Source organism: Actinomycetaceae bacterium MB13-C1-2, assembly GCA_035621235.1.
Classification (GTDB): Bacteria; Actinomycetota; Actinomycetes; order Actinomycetales; family Actinomycetaceae; genus Scrofimicrobium.
Genome location: CP141731.1, coordinates 1,112,560 through 1,131,084 on the forward strand (window position 1 = coordinate 1,112,560; position 18,525 = coordinate 1,131,084).

General features: G+C 57.2%; 19 protein-coding genes and 1 pseudogene. 13 read left to right on the plus strand and 7 right to left on the minus strand.

From position 1 onward, the window contains the following. Positions 1-19: 19 nt before the first annotated feature. Positions 20-706 carry a hemolysin III family protein gene (locus U6G28_04945; protein ID WRS31033.1) on the minus strand — a complete coding sequence of 229 codons (687 nt, stop codon included), beginning with the start codon at positions 704-706 and terminating at the stop codon, positions 20-22. A gap of 111 nt (positions 707-817) precedes the next feature. Between U6G28_04945 and U6G28_04950 the strand changes: the two genes are divergently transcribed. After that, a complete protein-coding gene (locus tag U6G28_04950) occupies positions 818-1,579 on the plus strand; it encodes an isoprenyl transferase (protein WRS31034.1) in 762 nt (253 codons plus the stop codon). A gap of 2 nt (positions 1,580-1,581) precedes the next feature. Here U6G28_04950 and U6G28_04955 read toward each other — a convergent pair whose 3' ends face one another. From U6G28_04955 to U6G28_04975, 5 genes are read right to left on the minus strand one after another with little or no spacing between them, the layout of a single operon-like run. Then, entirely contained in the window at positions 1,582-2,523 is a 942-nt protein-coding gene (locus U6G28_04955; GenBank protein ID WRS31035.1) for a carbohydrate kinase, read from the minus strand. Between the two features lie 14 nt (positions 2,524-2,537). Next, entirely contained in the window at positions 2,538-2,807 is a 270-nt protein-coding gene (locus U6G28_04960; protein WRS31036.1) for an exodeoxyribonuclease VII small subunit, read from the minus strand. A gap of 24 nt (positions 2,808-2,831) precedes the next feature. Further along, the gene (gene xseA, locus U6G28_04965; GenBank protein ID WRS31037.1) at positions 2,832-4,124 is read right to left on the minus strand and encodes an exodeoxyribonuclease VII large subunit; all 1,293 of its coding nucleotides are present in this window, start codon (positions 4,122-4,124) and stop codon (positions 2,832-2,834) included. Positions 4,125-4,179: 55 nt separating this feature from the next. Further along, positions 4,180-4,926, minus strand: a complete 747-nt coding sequence (locus tag U6G28_04970; protein ID WRS31038.1) for an ATP-binding cassette domain-containing protein — start codon at positions 4,924-4,926, stop codon at positions 4,180-4,182. Continuing rightward, positions 4,923-6,131, minus strand: a complete 1,209-nt coding sequence (locus tag U6G28_04975) for an ROK family transcriptional regulator (protein WRS31039.1) — start codon at positions 6,129-6,131, stop codon at positions 4,923-4,925. The genes U6G28_04970 and U6G28_04975 overlap by 4 nt, the downstream gene beginning before the upstream one ends. 289 nt (positions 6,132-6,420) lie before the next feature. Between U6G28_04975 and U6G28_04980 the strand changes: the two genes are divergently transcribed. From U6G28_04980 to U6G28_05030, 11 genes are all read left to right on the plus strand, one after another. Further along, a complete protein-coding gene (locus tag U6G28_04980) occupies positions 6,421-7,992 on the plus strand; it encodes a sugar ABC transporter ATP-binding protein (protein ID WRS31040.1) in 1,572 nt (523 codons plus the stop codon). 25 nt (positions 7,993-8,017) lie between these two features. Continuing rightward, a complete protein-coding gene (locus U6G28_04985; GenBank protein WRS31041.1) occupies positions 8,018-9,322 on the plus strand; it encodes a sugar ABC transporter permease in 1,305 nt (434 codons plus the stop codon). 69 nt (positions 9,323-9,391) lie between these two features. Beyond that, positions 9,392-10,549: a sugar-binding protein gene (locus tag U6G28_04990; protein ID WRS31042.1), complete on the plus strand. Its 1,158-nt coding sequence runs from the start codon at positions 9,392-9,394 to the stop codon at positions 10,547-10,549. 312 nt (positions 10,550-10,861) lie between these two features. Then, positions 10,862-11,905: a 4-hydroxy-3-methylbut-2-enyl diphosphate reductase gene (locus U6G28_04995; GenBank protein ID WRS31043.1), complete on the plus strand. Its 1,044-nt coding sequence runs from the start codon at positions 10,862-10,864 to the stop codon at positions 11,903-11,905. A gap of 282 nt (positions 11,906-12,187) precedes the next feature. Next, positions 12,188-13,270 (plus strand): redox-regulated ATPase YchF, encoded by a 1,083-nt coding sequence (gene ychF, locus U6G28_05000; protein ID WRS31044.1) that lies wholly within the window; start codon positions 12,188-12,190, stop codon positions 13,268-13,270. A gap of 45 nt (positions 13,271-13,315) precedes the next feature. After that, on the plus strand, positions 13,316-13,759 hold the full coding sequence (locus U6G28_05005) for a helix-turn-helix domain-containing protein (protein WRS31045.1): 444 nt from the start codon (positions 13,316-13,318) through the stop codon (positions 13,757-13,759). After that, positions 13,756-14,094, plus strand: a complete 339-nt coding sequence (locus U6G28_05010) for a HepT-like ribonuclease domain-containing protein (protein ID WRS31046.1) — start codon at positions 13,756-13,758, stop codon at positions 14,092-14,094. Before U6G28_05005 ends, U6G28_05010 begins: the two co-directional genes overlap by 4 nt. Before the next feature lie 192 nt (positions 14,095-14,286). Next, positions 14,287-14,610 carry a hypothetical protein gene (locus tag U6G28_05015; GenBank protein WRS31047.1) on the plus strand — a complete coding sequence of 108 codons (324 nt, stop codon included), beginning with the start codon at positions 14,287-14,289 and terminating at the stop codon, positions 14,608-14,610. Next, a complete protein-coding gene (locus tag U6G28_05020) occupies positions 14,607-15,029 on the plus strand; it encodes a type II toxin-antitoxin system VapC family toxin (protein ID WRS31048.1) in 423 nt (140 codons plus the stop codon). The genes U6G28_05015 and U6G28_05020 overlap by 4 nt, the downstream gene beginning before the upstream one ends. Before the next feature lie 73 nt (positions 15,030-15,102). Further along, complete coding sequence (locus U6G28_05025) at positions 15,103-15,639, plus strand: NUDIX hydrolase (protein ID WRS31049.1); 537 nt, start codon at positions 15,103-15,105, stop codon at positions 15,637-15,639. An 82-nt stretch (positions 15,640-15,721) separates the two neighbouring features. After that, positions 15,722-15,946 carry a transposase gene (locus tag U6G28_05030; GenBank protein ID WRS31050.1) on the plus strand — a complete coding sequence of 75 codons (225 nt, stop codon included), beginning with the start codon at positions 15,722-15,724 and terminating at the stop codon, positions 15,944-15,946. 27 nt (positions 15,947-15,973) lie between these two features. Here the strand turns inward: U6G28_05030 and U6G28_05035 are convergent, their stop codons facing one another. Then, on the minus strand, positions 15,974-17,326 hold the full coding sequence (locus U6G28_05035; GenBank protein WRS31197.1) for an IS256 family transposase: 1,353 nt from the start codon (positions 17,324-17,326) through the stop codon (positions 15,974-15,976). A gap of 82 nt (positions 17,327-17,408) precedes the next feature. Here U6G28_05035 and U6G28_05040 point away from each other — a divergent pair. Beyond that, a pseudogene (locus tag U6G28_05040) lies at positions 17,409-18,421 on the plus strand (IS3 family transposase). Positions 18,422-18,525 lie beyond the last annotated feature (104 nt).

Below are 18,525 nucleotides of genomic sequence, written 5' to 3' on the forward strand. Positions count from 1 at the left end.
TTCGCTTTGCCGACTCACTTCAGCCCTGACCTAGGACCGCCAGGAACGCCGCGACGCACTGACAGGCCCAGGCAAGCACCGTGAAAGTGTGGAACAACTCGTGGAATCCGAACCACTTTGGGAAGAGATTTGGTTTCTTCTTCGCATAGACCAACGCGCCAATCGTGTAAAGGACGCCGCCTGCGATGATGAGGATAACGACCGCCGGTCCTCCTGAACGCCATAGTGCTGGCAGGAACCAGATTGCAGTCCACCCTAGAACCACGTAGATGAGGGTGCTCAGCCACCTTGGTGCGGTGGGCCAGAAGACACTAACGAAAATCCCTACCGTGGCTCCAATCCAGACGATTGAAAGCAGAACTATTCGCGGGGTGCCCTCAAGCAACGCCACAGTGATAGGCGTGTAGGTTCCGGCAATCAAGAGGAAGATATTTGCATGATCCATTCTTTGAAGGATCGTGCCGATCGGAGGCTTCCAATAAAACAGGTGGTAGGCGGCGGAAACTCCGAACAAAATCAGCGAGGCGGCCAAATAGACCGCGCTGGCCCACTTGAGCCCCGTGGTCGGAGCTAGAACGACAAGAACAATGGACGCCGCCAGCGACAGAGGTGCGGCAACGCCGTGAATCCAGCCCCGTAGTCTAGGTTTCACATCTACCAAACTCGTGGGGGTCCACTGGATCGGTTTTCTGGAAGCAATTGGCATGTGTATCCTCTCCGGACTCAACGGTACACGCATCGAGGAAGCGCTAGGCCCGATAGATGTGGCCCTGACCGGATTCCCAGGTAGTCTTTTCACCACATAGGGAGGTGCGTCTTGGCGGGTAACTTGCTTTACGAGGTTTACGAGTATCGACTCGCGCACTCCCTGCCTCGTGAACGCATGCCGTTACACATCGGTGTAATCCTCGACGGAAACCGAAGGTGGGCCAAAGCTCAGGAAGCTGATGCGACTGAGGGACACCGGGTTGGAGCCTCTAAGGTCCTGGAGTTCCTGACCTGGGCACAAGAGATGGATGTGAAGGTCGTAACTCTTTGGATGCTGTCTACGGATAATATGTCACGGGATAAATCCGAGATATCGCAACTGATCGAGATAATCGGAGACACCGTCGCTGACCTTGCGAAAGAGCGTAAGTATCGAATAAACATCGTGGGAGACATGAGTTTGTTTCCGGAAGAGTTTGTTTCGCGAGTGGCAGAGGCCGCGCAAGAGACGCAAGACCTGACAAACGTGATGCAGGTGAATGTTGCGGTCGGATACGGAGGCCGCCGAGAGCTGGTGGACGCGGTGCGCTCACTGCTTCAGGAAGCTGCTGACGAGGGACGAAGTGTTCAGGATGTTGCTTCTTCTCTCACGGACGAGGATATTACCGCTCATCTCTACACCAAGGGCCAGCCCGACCCAGACCTAATAATCAGAACCTCGGGTGAACAGAGGTTGTCGGGTTTCATGATGTGGCAGTCAACGCATTCGGAGTACTACTTCTGCGACACCTATTGGCCAGACTTCCGTAGAGTCGACTTTCTCCGTGCCCTCAGGTCATACGCTCAACGAGAGCGTCGGCGAGGTAAATAGTCCTATCGGCCGATTTCGTGAGCCCAGGGAGGATTCGCGCCTCTGCGTTGGACGACAATGTCGGCCATACGGCTGGCATCTTCGATGATCTCCGCTAACTGTTCCTCAGAGAGCAGGGAGATCGCTTCACCCGCGCCTCGGCCCACAAGGTCACGGCGCCAAAGGGCGTCGATAAGCCCGCCCATAAAAGTGTCACCGGCGCCAACGGTATCGATCACCTTCACCTCGGCCGGAATAACCGACACCTCGACCCCGGAACTGGTCCACGCTATCGGTCCTTCCTTGCCGCGGGTGACGACGACGAGGGGAACCTGGAAACGTTCGGTCCAAGCTCGTGCTGCGTCCACTGCAGGGGTGCCCGGGTAGAGCCAGCCGAGATCTTCGTCAGATACCTTCACAACGTCGCTGTTCGACACAAAGGATTCAATGATCGGGCGGGCCACATCGACATCCCCCATAAGGCTTGGGCGGGCATTGGGGTCATAGGTGGTCAGTGCTTGTTCGCGCGCGCGGATGAACGCCTCTAGCACGGCGTCGGTTCCCGGCTGAAGAACGGCTCCAATGGAGCCGGTGTGAACCACCGCAGCACGGTCTGGAATGTCGATTGGTGCCGGCGGGTCCCATTCAAGGTTGAAGGTGTAAGTTGCGGCACCGTTCTGATCGAGATGGGCCTCCGCTGTCGGGGTAAAGGGTGCCAAGTCTGTTCCTGAAGCAACATTAACGTTGGACTCTTCCAGGTGCCCCCGCATCATGTCCCCGTAAAGGTCTTTCCCGAACCAGGCAACAAGATCGACAGGTATTCCGAGGCGGCTTATTGCAATTGCGACATTGGCAGGTGAGCCGCCCGGAACAGCAACCGGCTCGCTAGAATTCTGTCGTGGGTCAATCACCAGGTCGACTAGTGCTTCACCCATAACGAGGGCGGATCGGGCTTGATCTGGCATGGTTGATGCCCTTCTCACTCTGCGCGCTCGGCGGCGACTTGGCCGCCACCTTGCGCGGTCATTTCTTCGATCTTGGCGGAAGCGGCCTCAAGAATTGATCGGCACCTGGTTGCCAGGGACTCGCCTCGCTGCCATAACTCTAGCGTTTCCTCTAGCGGTATCGAACCGGATTCCAGTGTCTGCACCACCTGGCGAAGTTCGTCCTTAGCCTGCTCATAACTCATCGTTTGAGGATCGATCAGGTTCCGGCTCGCTTCGTTTGTAGCTTCGGTACTGCTAACCATTTTTAACCTTTTCTTCCTTGCCGACTATGGCTGTTCCGGATTGATGAAACTGCCGACCTTGTTGGTTCCAACCACCTGACCGACAAACGTTCCCTCTGAGAGCATTCCTTCAATCAGAGTTCCCGACGACAGCTGGTCTACCGATCGGACCACGGCCTTGTCCGGGAGTCGAATAATTGAGTATCCGCGTTCAAGAGTTCCCAGCGGAGAGAGGGCCTGGAGCATTCCCGACAGTCGTTCGATATCACCGAGTTGGGTCGTAAGCAGTCGGCTTATCGCGGCGTTGATCCGTAGTTGGGCCTGCTCAAGTCCGGCCAGTTGCTGATCAAGCACCGCCGTGGGCTTCTGGAGGACTGGTCGAGAGGTCAGCAGTGAAAGAAACTCGCGCTCGCGGCCAACTATTCTAACGACCGCTGCGCGCATAGCCCCCTGAGCCCCCGCAATCTCTTGTTTCTCACCGCAGATATCCGGGGTAACATGCATTGCTGCGTCCGTGGGAGTGGATGCTCGATAGTCGGAAACCAGGTCGAGTAATGGCGCATCTCCCTCGTGCCCGATCGCTGAGACTATCGGAGTCGCTGCGCCCGCAGCGACTCTAACCAGTCGCTCGTCTGAGAACGGAAGTAGATCTTCAGTGGAACCGCCGCCCCTGGCCACAACGATCACGTCAACTTCTGGGTGAGCATCTAGTTCTGCGATGGCCTCGCTGACCTGCAGAGCCGAGCTCGGTCCTTGTACCAAGACCTCTCTGACCTCAAATGTTGCCGCCTCCCAGCGGAGTAGTCCGTTGACAATGACATCGTCCTTCGCCTTGGCATCCTTCCCACAGATCAGTCCGATACGCCTTGGAAACATGGGAAGTGGCTTCTTGCGCTCTAAGTCGAACAATCCTTCAGCGGCCAGGTCCTGACGTAACTTCTCTATTTGCGCTAGCAGTGAGCCGAGACCCTGAAGTCTAATCTCATGGACTCTCAGGGTCATTCGTCCGGATCGTTCAAAGAACGAGGGTTTCACTCGTGCAACAACCCGTGCTCCCTCGTCGAAGCCCGGGCCTGCCCCATCCAAGACGCCAGCAAAGGTAGCGGCGTCCATCGAGATGTCCTGGTCAGTGTCACGAAGGGTAAAGAACGACATTTGGGTCGCGCCGCGGCGCTTGTACTGGACCACCTGGCCCTCGACCCAAGTCTCCGGTGCTCGCTCGACATGGGTCTTTAGCTTCGCTGAGAAGACGCGAAGCGGCCAGGGTTGATCCGCCGAGGTCTCTGCCGCAGTCGCGGGCAGATCCGTACTCGCTGATGTTTCGACTGGTCCGCTCACCCCTAAAGTCTTACACGGGCGGCCGACAGTTGGGGTTCACGGGAGAGAGCACACACTAGTAGCTACCGTGAGTCAGGCCGGTAATGGAGGCAATAATCTCCTCGTACGTTGCATCTGATGCCCGGAAGTGGCCGTTGATGCGACCGTGCCGCATAACGATTATGCGATCAGCGATAGCGCGCACGTCTGGCAGATTGTGGCTGATAAAGATCACTCCCTTGCCCATGCCGCGGAGGTTTTGGATATGCCCCAGAACCTCCGCGCTCTGAGTTACCGAGAGTGAGGCGGTGGGTTCGTCTAGGACCAGCAAGCGAGGACTTGAAACCAGAGTTCTGGCGATAGCGACGCATTGCCTCTGTCCGCCGGACAGTGAAAATAGAAGAGAGTGGGTGTCAGGAATTCGGCCGCCCAGTTGGTCAACGTAGCTTCTGGCCCGATCGTCCATTTCCTTTTGTGAGAGCAGGCCGTTCGCTCCCGATACTTCGCGGCCGAGGAAGATATTTGAGGTGACGTCCAAGTTCTCGCAAAGGGCGAGTTCCTGAAACACGGTTGCAATGCCCAGATCAAAAGCCGCTCGCGGTGAGGGAATTGTGACTTCCTCGCCACCAAGAAAGATGGCCCCGGAGGTCGGTTCGTAGGCTCCGGAGATCATTCGCGCGATGGTGGACTTCCCCGCAGCATTGTCGCCAACAAGGGCAACTATCTCGTGTGCGTTTACCTCAAACGACACATCAGAGACGGCTTCCACTGCGCCGAAACTCTTGGACACATGCCTGAGACTGAGAAGTGTTGGTGTGCTCACTTGCCGACTCCGATCACTACATCGCTAAGAGCGGCTTCGTTGCCGCCCGTGGGCATTGCGCTGGTTTCTACCACTTGACGTGCGAGGATCAGGGCGCCGTACAGTTCGGCGTCCGCACCAAGTGTGCTCGCTTCCACCCCAACGGCTCCCATCAAAATGGGTCGGTTGGTAAGAGCCTCGCGGATTGGCGCGATCAGCGTCTCTCCGGTTGCGGCGAGCTCGCCCCCCACGATCACTTTCGTTGCTGGTATCACCACGGCAGTGTCGGCGACGACCTTACCGATCTTGGCACCAGCGTCACTGATTACCTGGCGACAACCCACGTCTCCCTCTTCCGCGAGAGAGATCAGGTCCGCCAAAGTAAGTTCGCCTCGGCTGAGGCGGAGAGATTCCGTGAGAACGGCGGCACCGACAACGGTGTTTAGGCATCCTCGACCGCCACACTGGCAGATCAGTCCACCCGGATCGACCTGTATATGTCCGATCTCCCCTGCTATGCCGCGGATTCCACGGTAGATATCGCCGTCTATAGTTATGCCCGCGCCCGTATTGAACGAGGCGCGGACGAAGATGCCAGCCGGTACCCCACGAAGTCCGCCGATTCGCGCTTCGGCCAGTGCGGCGGCATTGGCATCATTCTCGACTGAAACGGGACGATTGAGCCGACTCGACAGGACCTCGTCAACTCGAGTATCTTCCCAACCCGGCAGAATTCCGGGAATGGGTGGCATGCCAGTTTCGGGATCGATTGGCTCAGGTATGGCAACGCCAACTGCAAGAAGCTCATCGGGGGTAGCGCCCATCCTTTCGACAAGCTCAGCGGTCATGAGCGCGACTCGGTCCAGCGTGGTGTCGGCTCGGTGGCTGATTGGAAGGGGGAGGGCGATTCGCTCCTCAATCTTCAGCGCCAAATCAGAAATGGCAACGGTAGCGCCACGTGTTCCAACGTGAATTCCCGCCAGTAATCCGCTGGGCCGTACTAGGGAAACGAGGGATGCGCGGCGACCGGAACGAACCGTATTCTCGACCTGCAGGATGCCATCGGCCGCCAGGCGCTTAACAATGTTTGAAATCGAGGCGGCAGATAGACCCGTTGCCGCAGCGAGTTCTACCTGAGTTATGCGTCCGTATTTTTTTACGGTCTCGGCAACACGGACCGCATTGGCTTCACGAAGTGAAGTCTGAGATCCGGGGCCAACGCTCATAAAGTCAAGTCTAACGAACACTTTGCCAAGGGCGGCTGAGTCGGGTGACCGCCGATGTATAGCACCGCCCGCATGGTTGGTTAGTTTTGGCTGTATTACGGGGAAGTTCGTCGGTCTATGCCCGGTAGAAGTCGCGCTACTAACGCGACACCTCGGCCCCCGAATTGTCACAAATATGTAACAGATCGGCATCTTCTTGACTTCAAGAGATGAAGGCATGAAGGATCGGGCCTATTCTTTTCGTCAGGACGCTTCGTCCTACCCACTCAAAGAGGCGCTGGAGGATTTTATGGCAGAGCAGCCGCCCCCAATCTTGGAGATGCGCAATATCGTCAAGGAGTTTCCTGGCGTGCGTGCTCTCGATGACGTCACCATGACGGTTCGTAAGGGCGATATCCACTCCATTTGTGGAGAAAACGGTGCTGGCAAGTCGACCCTGATGAAGGTTTTGTCGGGAGTATGGCCCGCTGGTACCTATACGGGCGAGATCTTCTTCGATGGGGAACTGGTCGAGTTCTCAAACATTAAGGCTTCTGAGAAGGCCGGTATCGTTATCATCCACCAGGAACTCGCCCTCATTCCTGAACTGTCGATCACCGAGAACGTGTTCCTGGGTTCCGAAACAGTGAAGCATGGGCTGATTGACTGGGATGAGCAACGTCGGATTACCAAGGACTTGCTCGCCCGCGTCGGCCTAGATATCGATCCAAGCACCCAGATCAAGAACTTGGGCGTCGGGCAACAGCAGATGGTCGAGATCGCAAAGGCACTCTCAAAGGACGTGAAACTCCTGATCTTTGACGAGCCCACATCTGCCTTGAATGAAGAGGACTCAGCTAACCTCCTCGACCTAATGCGTGGCCTGAAGGGCAAGGGCATTACGTGCATCATGATTTCTCACAAGCTGAACGAAATCGCGGCGATCTCCGATGCGGTGACAGTCATTCGTGACGGACGCACGGTTGAGACGTATGACGTTGTCGCGGGCCAGGTTGACGAGGACAGGATCATCCGGTCGATGGTTGGTCGTTCACTCGACAACCGGTATCCGGATCACGAATCCAATCCGGGCGATGTTCTGCTCGAAGTGAAGAACTGGAGCGTTGAGCACGCAACGATCCCGGATCGCCTGGCGGTGAATGATGCTTCGTTCTCCGTTCGCAAGGGCGAAGTTGTCGGATTCGCTGGACTTATGGGTGCTGGACGCACGGAGCTGGCACGCTCGCTGTTCGGTAGAACATACGGCACCTACCTAGGCGGTGAGATCTTTATGAATGGTAAGGAGCAGTCGCTCACCACTGTTCAGAAGGCGATTGATGCAGGCATGGCATACGTGCCCGAGGACCGTAAGACGCTCGGTCTGAACCTGCTTGACTCTGTCGAACGGACGATCGTCAGCGCTAACCTGGGCGGTATTGTCCACCGCGCGCTACTTGACTTGGATGAGGAAACGGCGGTCGCCAACAAGTACCGCGAAGAACTTCTCATCAAAGTTCCCTCCGTGAAGGATGGCGTCACCACCCTGTCGGGCGGCAACCAGCAGAAGGTGGTTGTTGGCAAGTGGCTGTACCCCGACCCGGAGGTTCTGCTTATGGACGAGCCGACGCGCGGGATCGACGTCGGCGCAAAGTACGAGATCTACCGTCTTATTTTCAAACTGGCGGACGAGGGACGAGGCGTCGTTGTCATCTCCTCTGAGCTGCCGGAACTTCTGGGAATCACGGACCGGATCTACACGATCTGTGAGGGTCGCATCACCGGTGTAGTGAATACCAAAGACACCAACCAAGAAGAGCTCATGCGCCTGATGACGCTGTCTTCTAGTACCAGCAACCAGGCCGCTCCCGCGAGCGCGGCGTAATGACCGAGAGGACAGGATCAAGCAGATGAAACGATTGAAGGAGCTGGCGGGAGGAAGCCTCCAGCAGTACACGATGATCCTCGCACTGGTGGTGCTAGTGCTGATTTTCCAGATCATCTCGGGTGGGCGGATGCTAACGCCCTCGAACTTCCAGAACCTGATCTCAGGCAACGCTTACGTGCTGGTGCTGGCGATAGGTATGGTCATGGTTATCGTCATCGGCCAGATCGACCTGTCGGTTGGGTCGGTGGCTGGACTAGTCGGAATGGTTGTCGCTCTTAGTATTCAACAACTTGGTATCCCCTGGTGGGTCGGACTCCTGATCGGCCTAGCCACGGGTATCGCGATCGGTGCATGGCAGGGTTTCTGGTTGGCCGAAATGGGAATCCCTGGCTTCATCACCACGCTGGCGGGCTTGCTGATGTTCCGTGGTGTCATTATCTGGATCTCCGGCTCGATTTCCGTTCCCGTTCCCCGCGAGTTCGCTGTTCTCGGTGCGGGATACCTTCCCGAATGGGGCCCCGACACGGGCCTCAACAACTCGACGCTGCTTCTGGGGGTCATTGGAATCGCCCTATTCGTGTGGATGCAGTTCAGTAAGCGCGCCAAGATGGTGAAGCGTGGTGAAGCGGCTCCCATGTGGGTTCCCGTTACCCGTTCGATTCTGATCGCACTGATCATCGGCTATCTGACGTGGCTCTTCGGCTCCGGCCGTCCTGGAACCTCGTTCCCGATCCCAGGTCTGATTCTTCTGGCGCTCGTGATTATCTACCACATCGTTACTCAGCGGACCACGTTTGGTCGGCACATCTATGCAGTCGGTGGCAACCGTGCGGCCGCAGCGCTCTCCGGTGTCAACACCAAGCGCACCTACTTCTTGGTAATGATGAATATGTCGTTCCTCGCCGCGATTGCGGGCATCCTCTTCGTTGGACGCGCTACCTCCGCGGGGCCGAGCGACGGAAACATGTGGGAGCTTGACGCCATCGCCGCTGTGTTCATTGGTGGTGCCGCTGTCTCCGGTGGTATCGGCACTGTCATGGGGTCGATGGTCGGTGGCCTGGTCATGGCGACTCTGAACAACGGCCTGATGCTAATGGGCGTTGGACAAGATAAGACGGCCGTCATCAAGGGCCTCGTTCTACTCGCCGCTGTTGCTTTCGATGTCTATAACAAGCGGCAGGGCAAGCCTTCCATAATCGGAAAGCTGTCCTCTGGGATGAAGAGTAAGGACGAGAAGAATGTGGAGGAGGTAGCAGCCCCGCCAGCTGACGCTGGTCCCGAAACCGACGCGAGCACGGAGCCGAACGCTCCTATTCCCGTCGAGTAGTCCATTCAAATCCACTCAAAACGTACAGAGAAAGAGCCGGGATATTCCCGGAACCACGAAAGGAAAACAATGAAACGACGCATTGCAGGTTTCGTTGCAATAGCAGCGGCGGCATCGCTGTCCCTGGCGGGCTGTGGCTCGGGTCGCGACAGTAGCACCACTGACGAGAGCAACGCTCCCGAAAGCGGAGCAGCCGAGGAAGTAACTGACGAGGGTGCCACCGGAGACCAAGAGGGCTTCCCGGCAGACTCCACCGTTGGCGTTGCTCTGCCTTGGCTCGGCACCCAGAACTGGAAAGATGCTGAGACTGAGTTCAAGGCGCAGCTGGCAGACGCGGGCTTCAAGCCGGTTGTCCAGGCAGCTGACAACAAGGTTCCTCAGCAGCAACAGCAGATCGAGTCGATGATCGAGCAGGGCGCGAAGGTTATCGTTGCCGGTCCGATCGACGGCACCCAACTTGGCACCGCGCTTGAGAACGCTAAGGCCGAGGGTATCTTGGTCCTGGGCTTCGACCGCATGATCGAGAACACCGAGGCAGTAGACGGCGTTGTACAGTTCGGTTCGATCAAGACCGGTGAGCTTCAAGGACAGGCGCTTCTTGACGGCCTAGCCGCAGAAAAGGGCTCCGGTCCGTACAACATTGAGCTGTTTGCTGGCGGCCCGGCCGACCCGAACGCCCAACTGTTCTTCGACGGTGCCATGAGCGTTCTACAACCGAAGATCGATGACGGCACCCTGGTGGTCGTCTCCGGTCAGACGGACTTCACTCAAGCCGCGACCCAGGACTGGGACAACGGCAAGGCTCAGACCCGCATGGACTCCCTGCTCGCCGGTAACTACGCGGACAAGGAAATCCAGGGTGTTCTGTCCCCGAACGATGGCATCGCTCGCGCGATCATCACCTCGACGGAGCAGGCTGGTCAGCCTCTTCCTGTCGTGTCTGGTCTTGACGCTGAGAATGAGTCGCTGGCGTGGATCGCACAGGGCAAGCAGTACTCGACGGTTGCAAAGCCCTCGAAGGACCTGGTTGCTGAGACCATGCGCATCATCCAAGCGGTTCAGTCGGGTGCGGGACTTCCCGAGCCAACAGTTATGGCTGACAACGGTGTGAAGGAAGTTGGAGTTTACGAACTCGAGCCGGTTGTTGTGACCAAGGCTAACCTCAAAGAGGTCTTCGCGAACGATGAGAACGCGATGAAGATTATCGAAGAGAACTGGGTTGACTAAATTCGACTAACTGGTCGAACCAAGTAGTTTCTTTGCAGAGGGCGGGAATCTCGGAGACGGGGTTCCCGCCCTTGGTTATGTCCGCAACCAGTCCACTCGGCCTACGAACCCCGGTTACCAACATTTCGGGTGATTGACCTTGGGATGAGGTTCTCCTCGACTGACCTGGCGGCGCGTAGCTGATGCTGTCCCATCCAGTCTCTGAACTGGAGCTCGGGCCGAAGTGGTCACAGTGCATCGCACCCCGATCGACTACCTTCGGCGTGGCCCACGTCTCTGGGGTGGCCGCGCTCTACCCGATAGATTAGAGATATGACATCCGCTCCTGCCCCCGTCGCCGCCGAAAGCGAGACGACGGAGAACCGCATCCTTCTTGCCGCCCCGCGCGGTTACTGTGCCGGGGTGGACCGCGCGGTGGAAGTCGTGGAGCGGGCCCTCGAACTCGAGGGTGCCCCCGTGTACGTACGCAAGGAAATCGTTCACAACAAGTACGTTGTCGAAACGCTCACTAAGCGCGGGGCGGTGTTTGTAGACGAGGTCGATCAGATTCCCGAGGGAGAGACAGTTGTCTTCTCCGCCCACGGAATTTCTCCCCAGGTGCGCAGTGATGCGGATGCACGTTCCCTCAGGGCAATTGATGCCACCTGTCCGCTGGTAACTAAGGTCCATCGCGAGGCCGTCCGGTTTGCGAAGGATGACTACGACATCATTTTGGTCGGCCACACAGGACATGAGGAGGTCGAAGGTACCTTCGGGGAGGCGCCTGAACACATTCAGATCGTTGGCACTCCAGACGAGGTTGATAGCGTCGAGGTTCGCGATCCTTCCCGCGTCGTCTGGATTTCGCAGACCACTCTTTCCGTGGATGAGACCATGGAGACGGTCCGCAGACTGCGCGAGAAGTTTCCTCTGCTGGAGGACCCGCCCTCGGACGACATTTGTTACGCGACGCAGAATCGACAGGAGTCCGTCAAAGCGATGGCACCGCGCTGTGACGTGGTGATTGTGGTGGGTTCGGCGAACTCCTCGAACTCCGTCCGTTTGGTCGAGGTGGCCGAGGAGGCCGGGGCGAAAGCCGCCTACCGCGTTGATGGCGCTCACGAACTTGATCCAACCTGGTTCGAGGAAGCGCACACGGTAGGCATCACCTCGGGTGCGTCGGTTCCCGAGATCCTGGTTCGAGACGTTATTGAGTGGCTGCAAGAACGAGGAATGGGTGAGGTCGAGGAAGTTCGCACCCAAGTTGAGACCATCACTTTCGCTCTTCCGCGTAACCTGAAGAACGACCTGCAGAGTCGCGGCTTGTTGCCGTTACATGTGAAGGGCCGCCCGCGCCCCGCAGGCCACACCTCGTAGCAGGGATGATTGTGCCTGCTCGGGCTGGTCAGTCGAGCCTCGGAATGCTGCTCCGCAGGTGGTTCAACCGTGTGGATGGGATGTCCTCGTCCAACCTGTTCTGTCGGTGCAGGGACGATTGCGTCTGCTTGGGCTCGTTGAGTTCTTGAGTGGGACTCCGCATGTCACCTGCATTGCGTGTGCGGTCGTGTTCGTGCTCCCGGTTGCGCTTTCTGTGTGAGGGTGGCGGTTCTCTCCTCATCCCTACTATTTCGATAGTTATGCCCAACTAGACTTGACAACGTGTCTTTGACGATCGGTATTGCTGGACTGCCCAACGTGGGTAAGTCGACCCTGTTCAACGCGCTCACCCGCGCCACTGTGCTCGCAGCGAACTATCCGTTCGCGACGATTGAGCCCAACGTGGGGGTGGTGCCGCTGCCGGATCCGCGGCTCGATAAGTTGGCCGAACTGTTTTCTTCGGAGCGAACTGTTCCCGCCACGGTTTCTTTCGTAGATATTGCGGGTATCGTGCGTGGTGCGTCTGAAGGAGAGGGATTGGGCAACCAGTTCCTCGCCAATATCCGCGAGGCCGATGCTATCTGCCTGGTAACACGAGTGTTCGCGGACGAGGACGTTGTTCACGTTGACGGACGTGTCAGCCCGGCGGATGACATTGAGACCATTACGACTGAGCTGATGCTCGCGGACCTACAGACTATGGAACGTGCGATTCCTCGCCTGGATAAAGAGGTGAAGGGAAAGAAGACTCCGAAGGAAGTGCTGGATACGGCGCTCGCGGCGCAGAAGCTGTTGGAAGAGGGGAAGCTGCTGACCCCCGACAATGTGGCGAAGCTTGACCCCGCAGTCCTGAAGTCTTTCCAACTAATGAGCTCGAAGCCGTTTATCTACGTGTTTAACATGGACTCTGCGGGCATGGAAGACGCTGATCTGAAGGACAAGCTGAGTGAGATGGTTGCACCACAGCCGGCGATTTTTCTCGACGCGCAGTTTGAGGCGGAACTGGTAGAACTGGACGAGGAGGAGGCACGTGAACTTCTGTCCGAGACCGGGCAAGAGGAGTCCGGGTTGGACCAGTTGGCGCGGGTCGGATTCGACACACTCGGACTTCAGACCTATCTGACGGCGGGGCCGAAGGAGTCTCGTGCGTGGACGGTGAAGAAGGGCGCGACGGCGCCCGAGGCTGCGGGTGTGATTCACACGGATTTCCAGAAGGGCTTCATTAAGGCAGAGATCGTTTCGTATGACGACCTGATGGAGCATGGCTCGATGAACGAGGCGAAGGCAAAGGGTCGTGTCCGGATGGAGGGTAAGGACTACATAATGGCGGACGGCGACGTGGTTGAATTTAGATTCAATGTGTAGCGTTGACCCTTTTCCTTGGGTATATCAGGCGATATAGTCAGGTTTATGAAGACGGGCGTTCGGCAGTTGAGGGAACAGGCGGGGCTCAGCCAGTCTGAGCTAGCCGCGAGATCCGGTGTCGCTCAACCGAACATAGCCGCATATGAGTCGGGAAAGCGTCGAGCCTCTGCTGAGATGCTACAGCGCTTGCGTTTGGCCGCCCGTCCTCTTCCGCGCCAGGCGCTCACAGAAAACCGTGATGCGTTGGAGCAGCTCGCGCGGGATTTCGGTCTGAGCAATGTTCGAGTTTTCGGGTCGACTGTTCGTGGGGCAGATGGGCCAGGAAGCGATCTTGACCTTCTCGTAACCAGGGAGGCGGGCGTCGGACTCCTAACGATCGCCGCATTCTCTGAGGCAGCCAGTGATCTGCTAGGTGTTGAAGTGGACGTTGTCACAGATGGCGGGCTAGCTGAAAATCACGAGATCCTAATGACAGCGGTGGCAGTGTGAATAAGCGTGATTTAGCGGCGCTGCAAGAGATCGTGCGACTTTGCTTGGTTGGTGAGGAACTGGGAGCTAGAGGGCATGACTGGTATTCGGCGGATGCCTTCAATGTTCCCGGTTTGGCCGCGGAATCGGTGATTATCAAAATCGGCGAGAACGTTGCCAGGCTCAGCGTCGAGACAACAGAAGAGCATCGGGAAGTGCCGTGGTCGCTGATCAAACGAATGAGAGATCGGCTGGCGCACCACTATGAAGGCACGGATTACGATGCAGTGTGGGACACGCTGATCGTCGATTTGCCCGCTGTACGCGCTTACATCGAGTCGGTGCTCAATGACTGAGCGGCGTTTCGTGACCCACAAATGAGGCTGTTTCGTGGCTGCTCATGCTGCTTAGAATCTTGCTAGATCCCGTGGGTTCGGAAAAGGCTCGATGGCATAACCTCTGCTCTCCACAGTCTCAGAAGATGGAGTCGATCCACAGGGCGTTCTTCAGTTTCCCGGGTTGTCAGTCGTGTTTGACAGTATCGAAGCATGAAAAACACACTTGGAAGTGAAGGAGCATTGCTCGGCCCCCAAAGATTGCTATCATTGGTGATAGCACAATTAGTGGAGGTGGTTGACGTAGCTTCGATAGTCGTGAGAGGTCTCGATGAGTCAGTAAAATCAAGCCTCGCTGCCCAAGCAAAGGAACATGGCCGTTCAATGGAAGCGGAAGTTCGCGACATTCTGACGAAAGCAGCGCACAGGCCGAACATCGGCGTTGCCTTGATGCGGGCCGCTCAGAGCGTAGGCGGTTTTGAGGATCTTGTCATTCCTGAGCGCAACGATGCGGCCCGAGCGGTGGACTTCTCGTGATCATCCTGGACACGAATGTGGTCTCTGAAGTCATCCGCCCGAATCCAGATGCTCGGGTCGCCCAGTGGCTCGAATCGCTGGCCGGAGAAGTCGCAATAACCTCGGTCTCTCTCGGGGAGCTATTGGCTGGGGTCGAGCTGCTGCCGAATGGTCGGCGCAAGTATTCGCTCTCGGCGCTCATCAACTCGGTTGTAGAACCATATCGGACCGGTGACCACATCCTCCCTTTCGATGACATTGCTGCTAAGCAGTATGGTCTTGTACTTGCTGCACGGGAGCGCGCTGGGTCGCCGATCAGCACTGCCGACGCGCAAATCGCTGCGATCTGTCGTGTCTTCCACGCCACTTGCGCAACTCGAAACACAAAGGACTTCGAAGAAACGGGAGTTCAACTGATCAATCCATGGCAGTCGCAGTGAGGACTGCGCCTTCTTTGCGGATGACTGAGCCGAGCGGTACGAGAGTTCGATAACGGTGATCGGAAAAGGGAGTGTGGGATTTAGCGGTGCACTACCGGAGTACTGGGATCTTGTTGATGTCGATGGCCACAGAACTGGGGGAGTGCATGCTCGCGAGCAAGGATCGCTGCCCGAGGGGTTGTTTCATCTGGTTGCGACAGTCTGTGTTGCCAGACCTGATGGGACTGTACTGCTTCAACAGAGGGCGGTAGGTCGCGAGTTCGAATTGAAGTGGGAGTTTTCCGGCGGGAGCGCCATCACTGGCGAAACGAGCGCACAGGCGTGCTTGCGTGAACTCCGTGAGGAGGCCGGGATCTGCGTTCTTGAGGAAAAGTTGGCCCTAGTGGGACGTCACGCCGAGGGTTCCGCACCGGTTGACCTCTACCTCGCCCGGGTTCCTCAGGACGTCTCTATCGTGATCGATCCGGCGGAGGTCAACGACTTCGATTGGGGTCCCTTACATCGCGTGGAGGAACTACTTAGCGAAGGGTCGATGGCCGAACCGTGGGTCGACCGGTTGGGTGCATTGGGCCCGTCGTTGGCAAATACAATCGGCCCGGCCTGCCGATGATGCCCTTCCGCAACGCGATCCGGTGGAGTTTAGGTTTGAAGCGGTCCGGGTTTGGTTCCGTCCTTTTTGAGAGGATGGATTCATGGCAGTGAAGTATGAGCAGTCGTTCAAGGATCGCGCGGTGCGCATGGTTCTGGATCGATTGAACGATGATGATGCGGAAACCCGGTCGGCGGTGATCCGGGAGGTCGCTCCACGGTTGGGGGTGGCCAGGGAAACGCTGCGTAGGTGGGTGAACCAGGCACTGGTGGATGAGGGAAAACGCCCTGGTGTTTCCACTGAGGAGTCCGCTGAGATCCGCAGGTGAGCTTGTCAAATAGTTTGTGTTTGGGGGTTAGTAAATGTGGGGGTTGACGCGGTCGGGGTAGGCGACTGCGAGTTGGGCTAGGGCTTGTTTCCAGTTGGTGGTTACATGTCCTTGGATTAGTCTTCCTGATGCTTTTCGGTCTTTACCTCTCTTTCCTTTATCTCGTTGTCTTTCGGCCGCTCTTTTGTCTTCGATGTTGCAGATCCCAAGCCATAGCAGTTTCACTGCCGCTTCATCGTTTGGGAACTGGCCGCGGTTCTTACTGATTTTGCGTAGCTGGTAGTTCAGTGACTCGATCGCGTTGGTCGTGTAAATGACGCGGCGTAGCTCTGGGGGGAACTCCAGGAACGGGGTGAACCGGTCCCACGCTGACTGCCAAGTACTCACCGTCGCGGGGTTCTTTGCCCCCAGATCGCTCTTCGCGAAAGCGCTGAGTGCTTCGGCCGCGGCGTCGGCATCAACGGCCGTGTAAATGGGTCTAAGCGCTGCGGAGACCTTTTTACGGTCTTGGTAGTTCACGAACCGCATCGAGGCGCGAATCAGGTGCACCACGCAGGTCTGGACTATGGTTTCAGGCCAGGTAGCTTCCACGGCTTCGGGCAGGCCGGTGAGCCCATCACAACAAACAATGAGGACATCGGCTACGCCGCGGTTACGCAGATTAGAGCACACCGAGGCCCAGAAACTAGCGCCTTCGTTGTTTTGAACCCAGATCCCCAGGACGTGTTTGACACCGTCCATGTCAACGCCAATGGCGATATGAGCGGCTTTAGAACGCACATGAGATCCATCCCTGACTTTCACGCGGATCGCGTCTAGATACATGACGGGGTAGAACTCATCCAGGGGCCGTTTTTGCCATTCCAGGACGGCCTCTAACACGGCGTCAGTGATGTTCGAGATCGTCTCGTGGGATAAGTCAGTGCCAATGGTCTGGCTCAGGTGCCACTGGATTTCCCTTATCGTCATTCCCCCCGCATAAAGGCTGATGATCATGTCATCTAGGCCTCCCAGACGCCGCGATCCTTTCGGGACCAGGCGCGGGGTGAAAGAACCATCCCGGTCCCTTGGTATCGAGACCTCAATCGGGCCTACCTCGGTGGCAACTGACTTAGGGTATGAGCCATTCCTTGAGTTCGCAGCCCCTACGGCTTCCTTAGATTCCCGATCGCCCGCAGCGTAACCCAAATGCGAGGTCATCTCCGCTTCTAAACCGCGTTCCAAAGCAGTCTTGATCAGTGCGGGAATGAGACCGCCATCGCCTGTTAGTTCCACTTCACCGCTATCAATGCGGGCAAACAAATCAGCCAGAGCCCCAGAATCCTCAAGCTCTTTCGCTAAACGATTTGTTGCCTCACTGTTCTTATCAATCAAATCGATCTCGTCCAAATCAATCGTTCGTGTATCCAACGCCAGCACAGCCTTTCAGATCAAGCCATACACAAACAATCTGACAGGCTCCCGCAGGTTGAAGCGGGAAAACGCTGAACTGAGAAGAGCTAACGAAATCTTGAAGACAGCGTCAGCGTTTTTTGCAGCCGAGCTCGACCGCCCCGCGACGAGATGATCGCGTACATCGATATGTACAAGGATCGTTTCGGGGTCGAGCCGATCTGCCGCACCCTGTGTGCGACAGAGGGCGGGTTCATCACTTCTAGGGGTTACCGGGCCGCGAAAACGCGTCCTGTGTGTGACCGGGAAGTGCGCGACAGCGAGTTGATACCCGTGTTGCGTGAGGTTCATGCTCGCAACTATGGGGTGTACGGCAAACGCAAGATGTGGCATGCGATGCGCCGTGAGGGGTGGGGCATCGGCCGGGAACAAACCGGCAGGCTCATGCGGAAGGCTGGCCTTCAAGGTGTGCGTAGGGGACGCAAACCCATCACCACCTGCCGGTCTAAAGCAGTGGACACTCGCCCTGACCTGGTGGACCGGGACTTCACCGCTGTCGGCCCTAACCGACTGTGGGTAGCGGACATAACGTACGTGCGGACCACGTCCGGGTTTTGCTACACGGCCTTCGTTACTGACGTGTTCTCCCGCAAGATTGTCGGCTGGTCCACCCGCTCCACGATGCGAACCGAAGAACTCCCCTTGGAAGCGTTAGAACACGCGCTGAACAGCGCCAAAGACCACGCACTCCAAGGCTTAGTCCATCACAGCGACAGAGGCTCTCAATATGTCTCCATCCGCTACTCCGACCGCCTCCAGGAAGCCGGCATCACCGCCAGCGTCGGAAGCGTTGGAGACTCATACGATAACGCCCTCGCGGAGACCGTCAACGGTCTCTACAAGGCCGAACTGATCCACGCCAGACCGGCGTGGCCCTCAACCACTGAGGTCGAGTTCGAGACCCTGAAATGGGTTCACTGGTGGAACCACGAACGCCTCCACGAAGCCCTCAACTACCAGACCCCAACAGAATACGAAGCAGACCACTACAACACCAACACAAGGGAAAAAGCCCTAGCGTAAAAACGGAACAAAACCCGGACCGCTTCAGTTCAACGTCTGAAACTCCTTTTGGACAGGGACATCTATACTCGGAGGTCAGGTCGAATCGCACTTTTGAATTCCAT

Bases quoted from the DNA above. Each gene is read 5' to 3' on its own strand.
- U6G28_05030 (WRS31050.1), top strand. From the start codon at position 15,722: ATGGCAGTGAAGTATGAGCAGTCGTTCAAGGATCGCGCGGTGCGCATG.
- U6G28_04945 (WRS31033.1), bottom strand. From the start codon at position 706: ATGCCAATTGCTTCCAGAAAACCGATCCAGTGGACCCCCACGAGTTTG.
- U6G28_04975 (WRS31039.1), bottom strand. From the start codon at position 6,131: ATGAGCGTTGGCCCCGGATCTCAGACTTCACTTCGTGAAGCCAATGCG.
- U6G28_04955 (WRS31035.1), bottom strand. From the start codon at position 2,523: ATGCCAGATCAAGCCCGATCCGCCCTCGTTATGGGTGAAGCACTAGTC.
- U6G28_04980 (WRS31040.1), top strand. From the start codon at position 6,421: ATGGCAGAGCAGCCGCCCCCAATCTTGGAGATGCGCAATATCGTCAAG.
- U6G28_05015 (WRS31047.1), top strand. From the start codon at position 14,287: ATGAAAAACACACTTGGAAGTGAAGGAGCATTGCTCGGCCCCCAAAGA.
- U6G28_04985 (WRS31041.1), top strand. From the start codon at position 8,018: ATGAAACGATTGAAGGAGCTGGCGGGAGGAAGCCTCCAGCAGTACACG.
- U6G28_04990 (WRS31042.1), top strand. From the start codon at position 9,392: ATGAAACGACGCATTGCAGGTTTCGTTGCAATAGCAGCGGCGGCATCG.
- U6G28_04960 (WRS31036.1), bottom strand. From the start codon at position 2,807: ATGGTTAGCAGTACCGAAGCTACAAACGAAGCGAGCCGGAACCTGATC.
- U6G28_05005 (WRS31045.1), top strand. From the start codon at position 13,316: ATGAAGACGGGCGTTCGGCAGTTGAGGGAACAGGCGGGGCTCAGCCAG.
- U6G28_04995 (WRS31043.1), top strand. From the start codon at position 10,862: ATGACATCCGCTCCTGCCCCCGTCGCCGCCGAAAGCGAGACGACGGAG.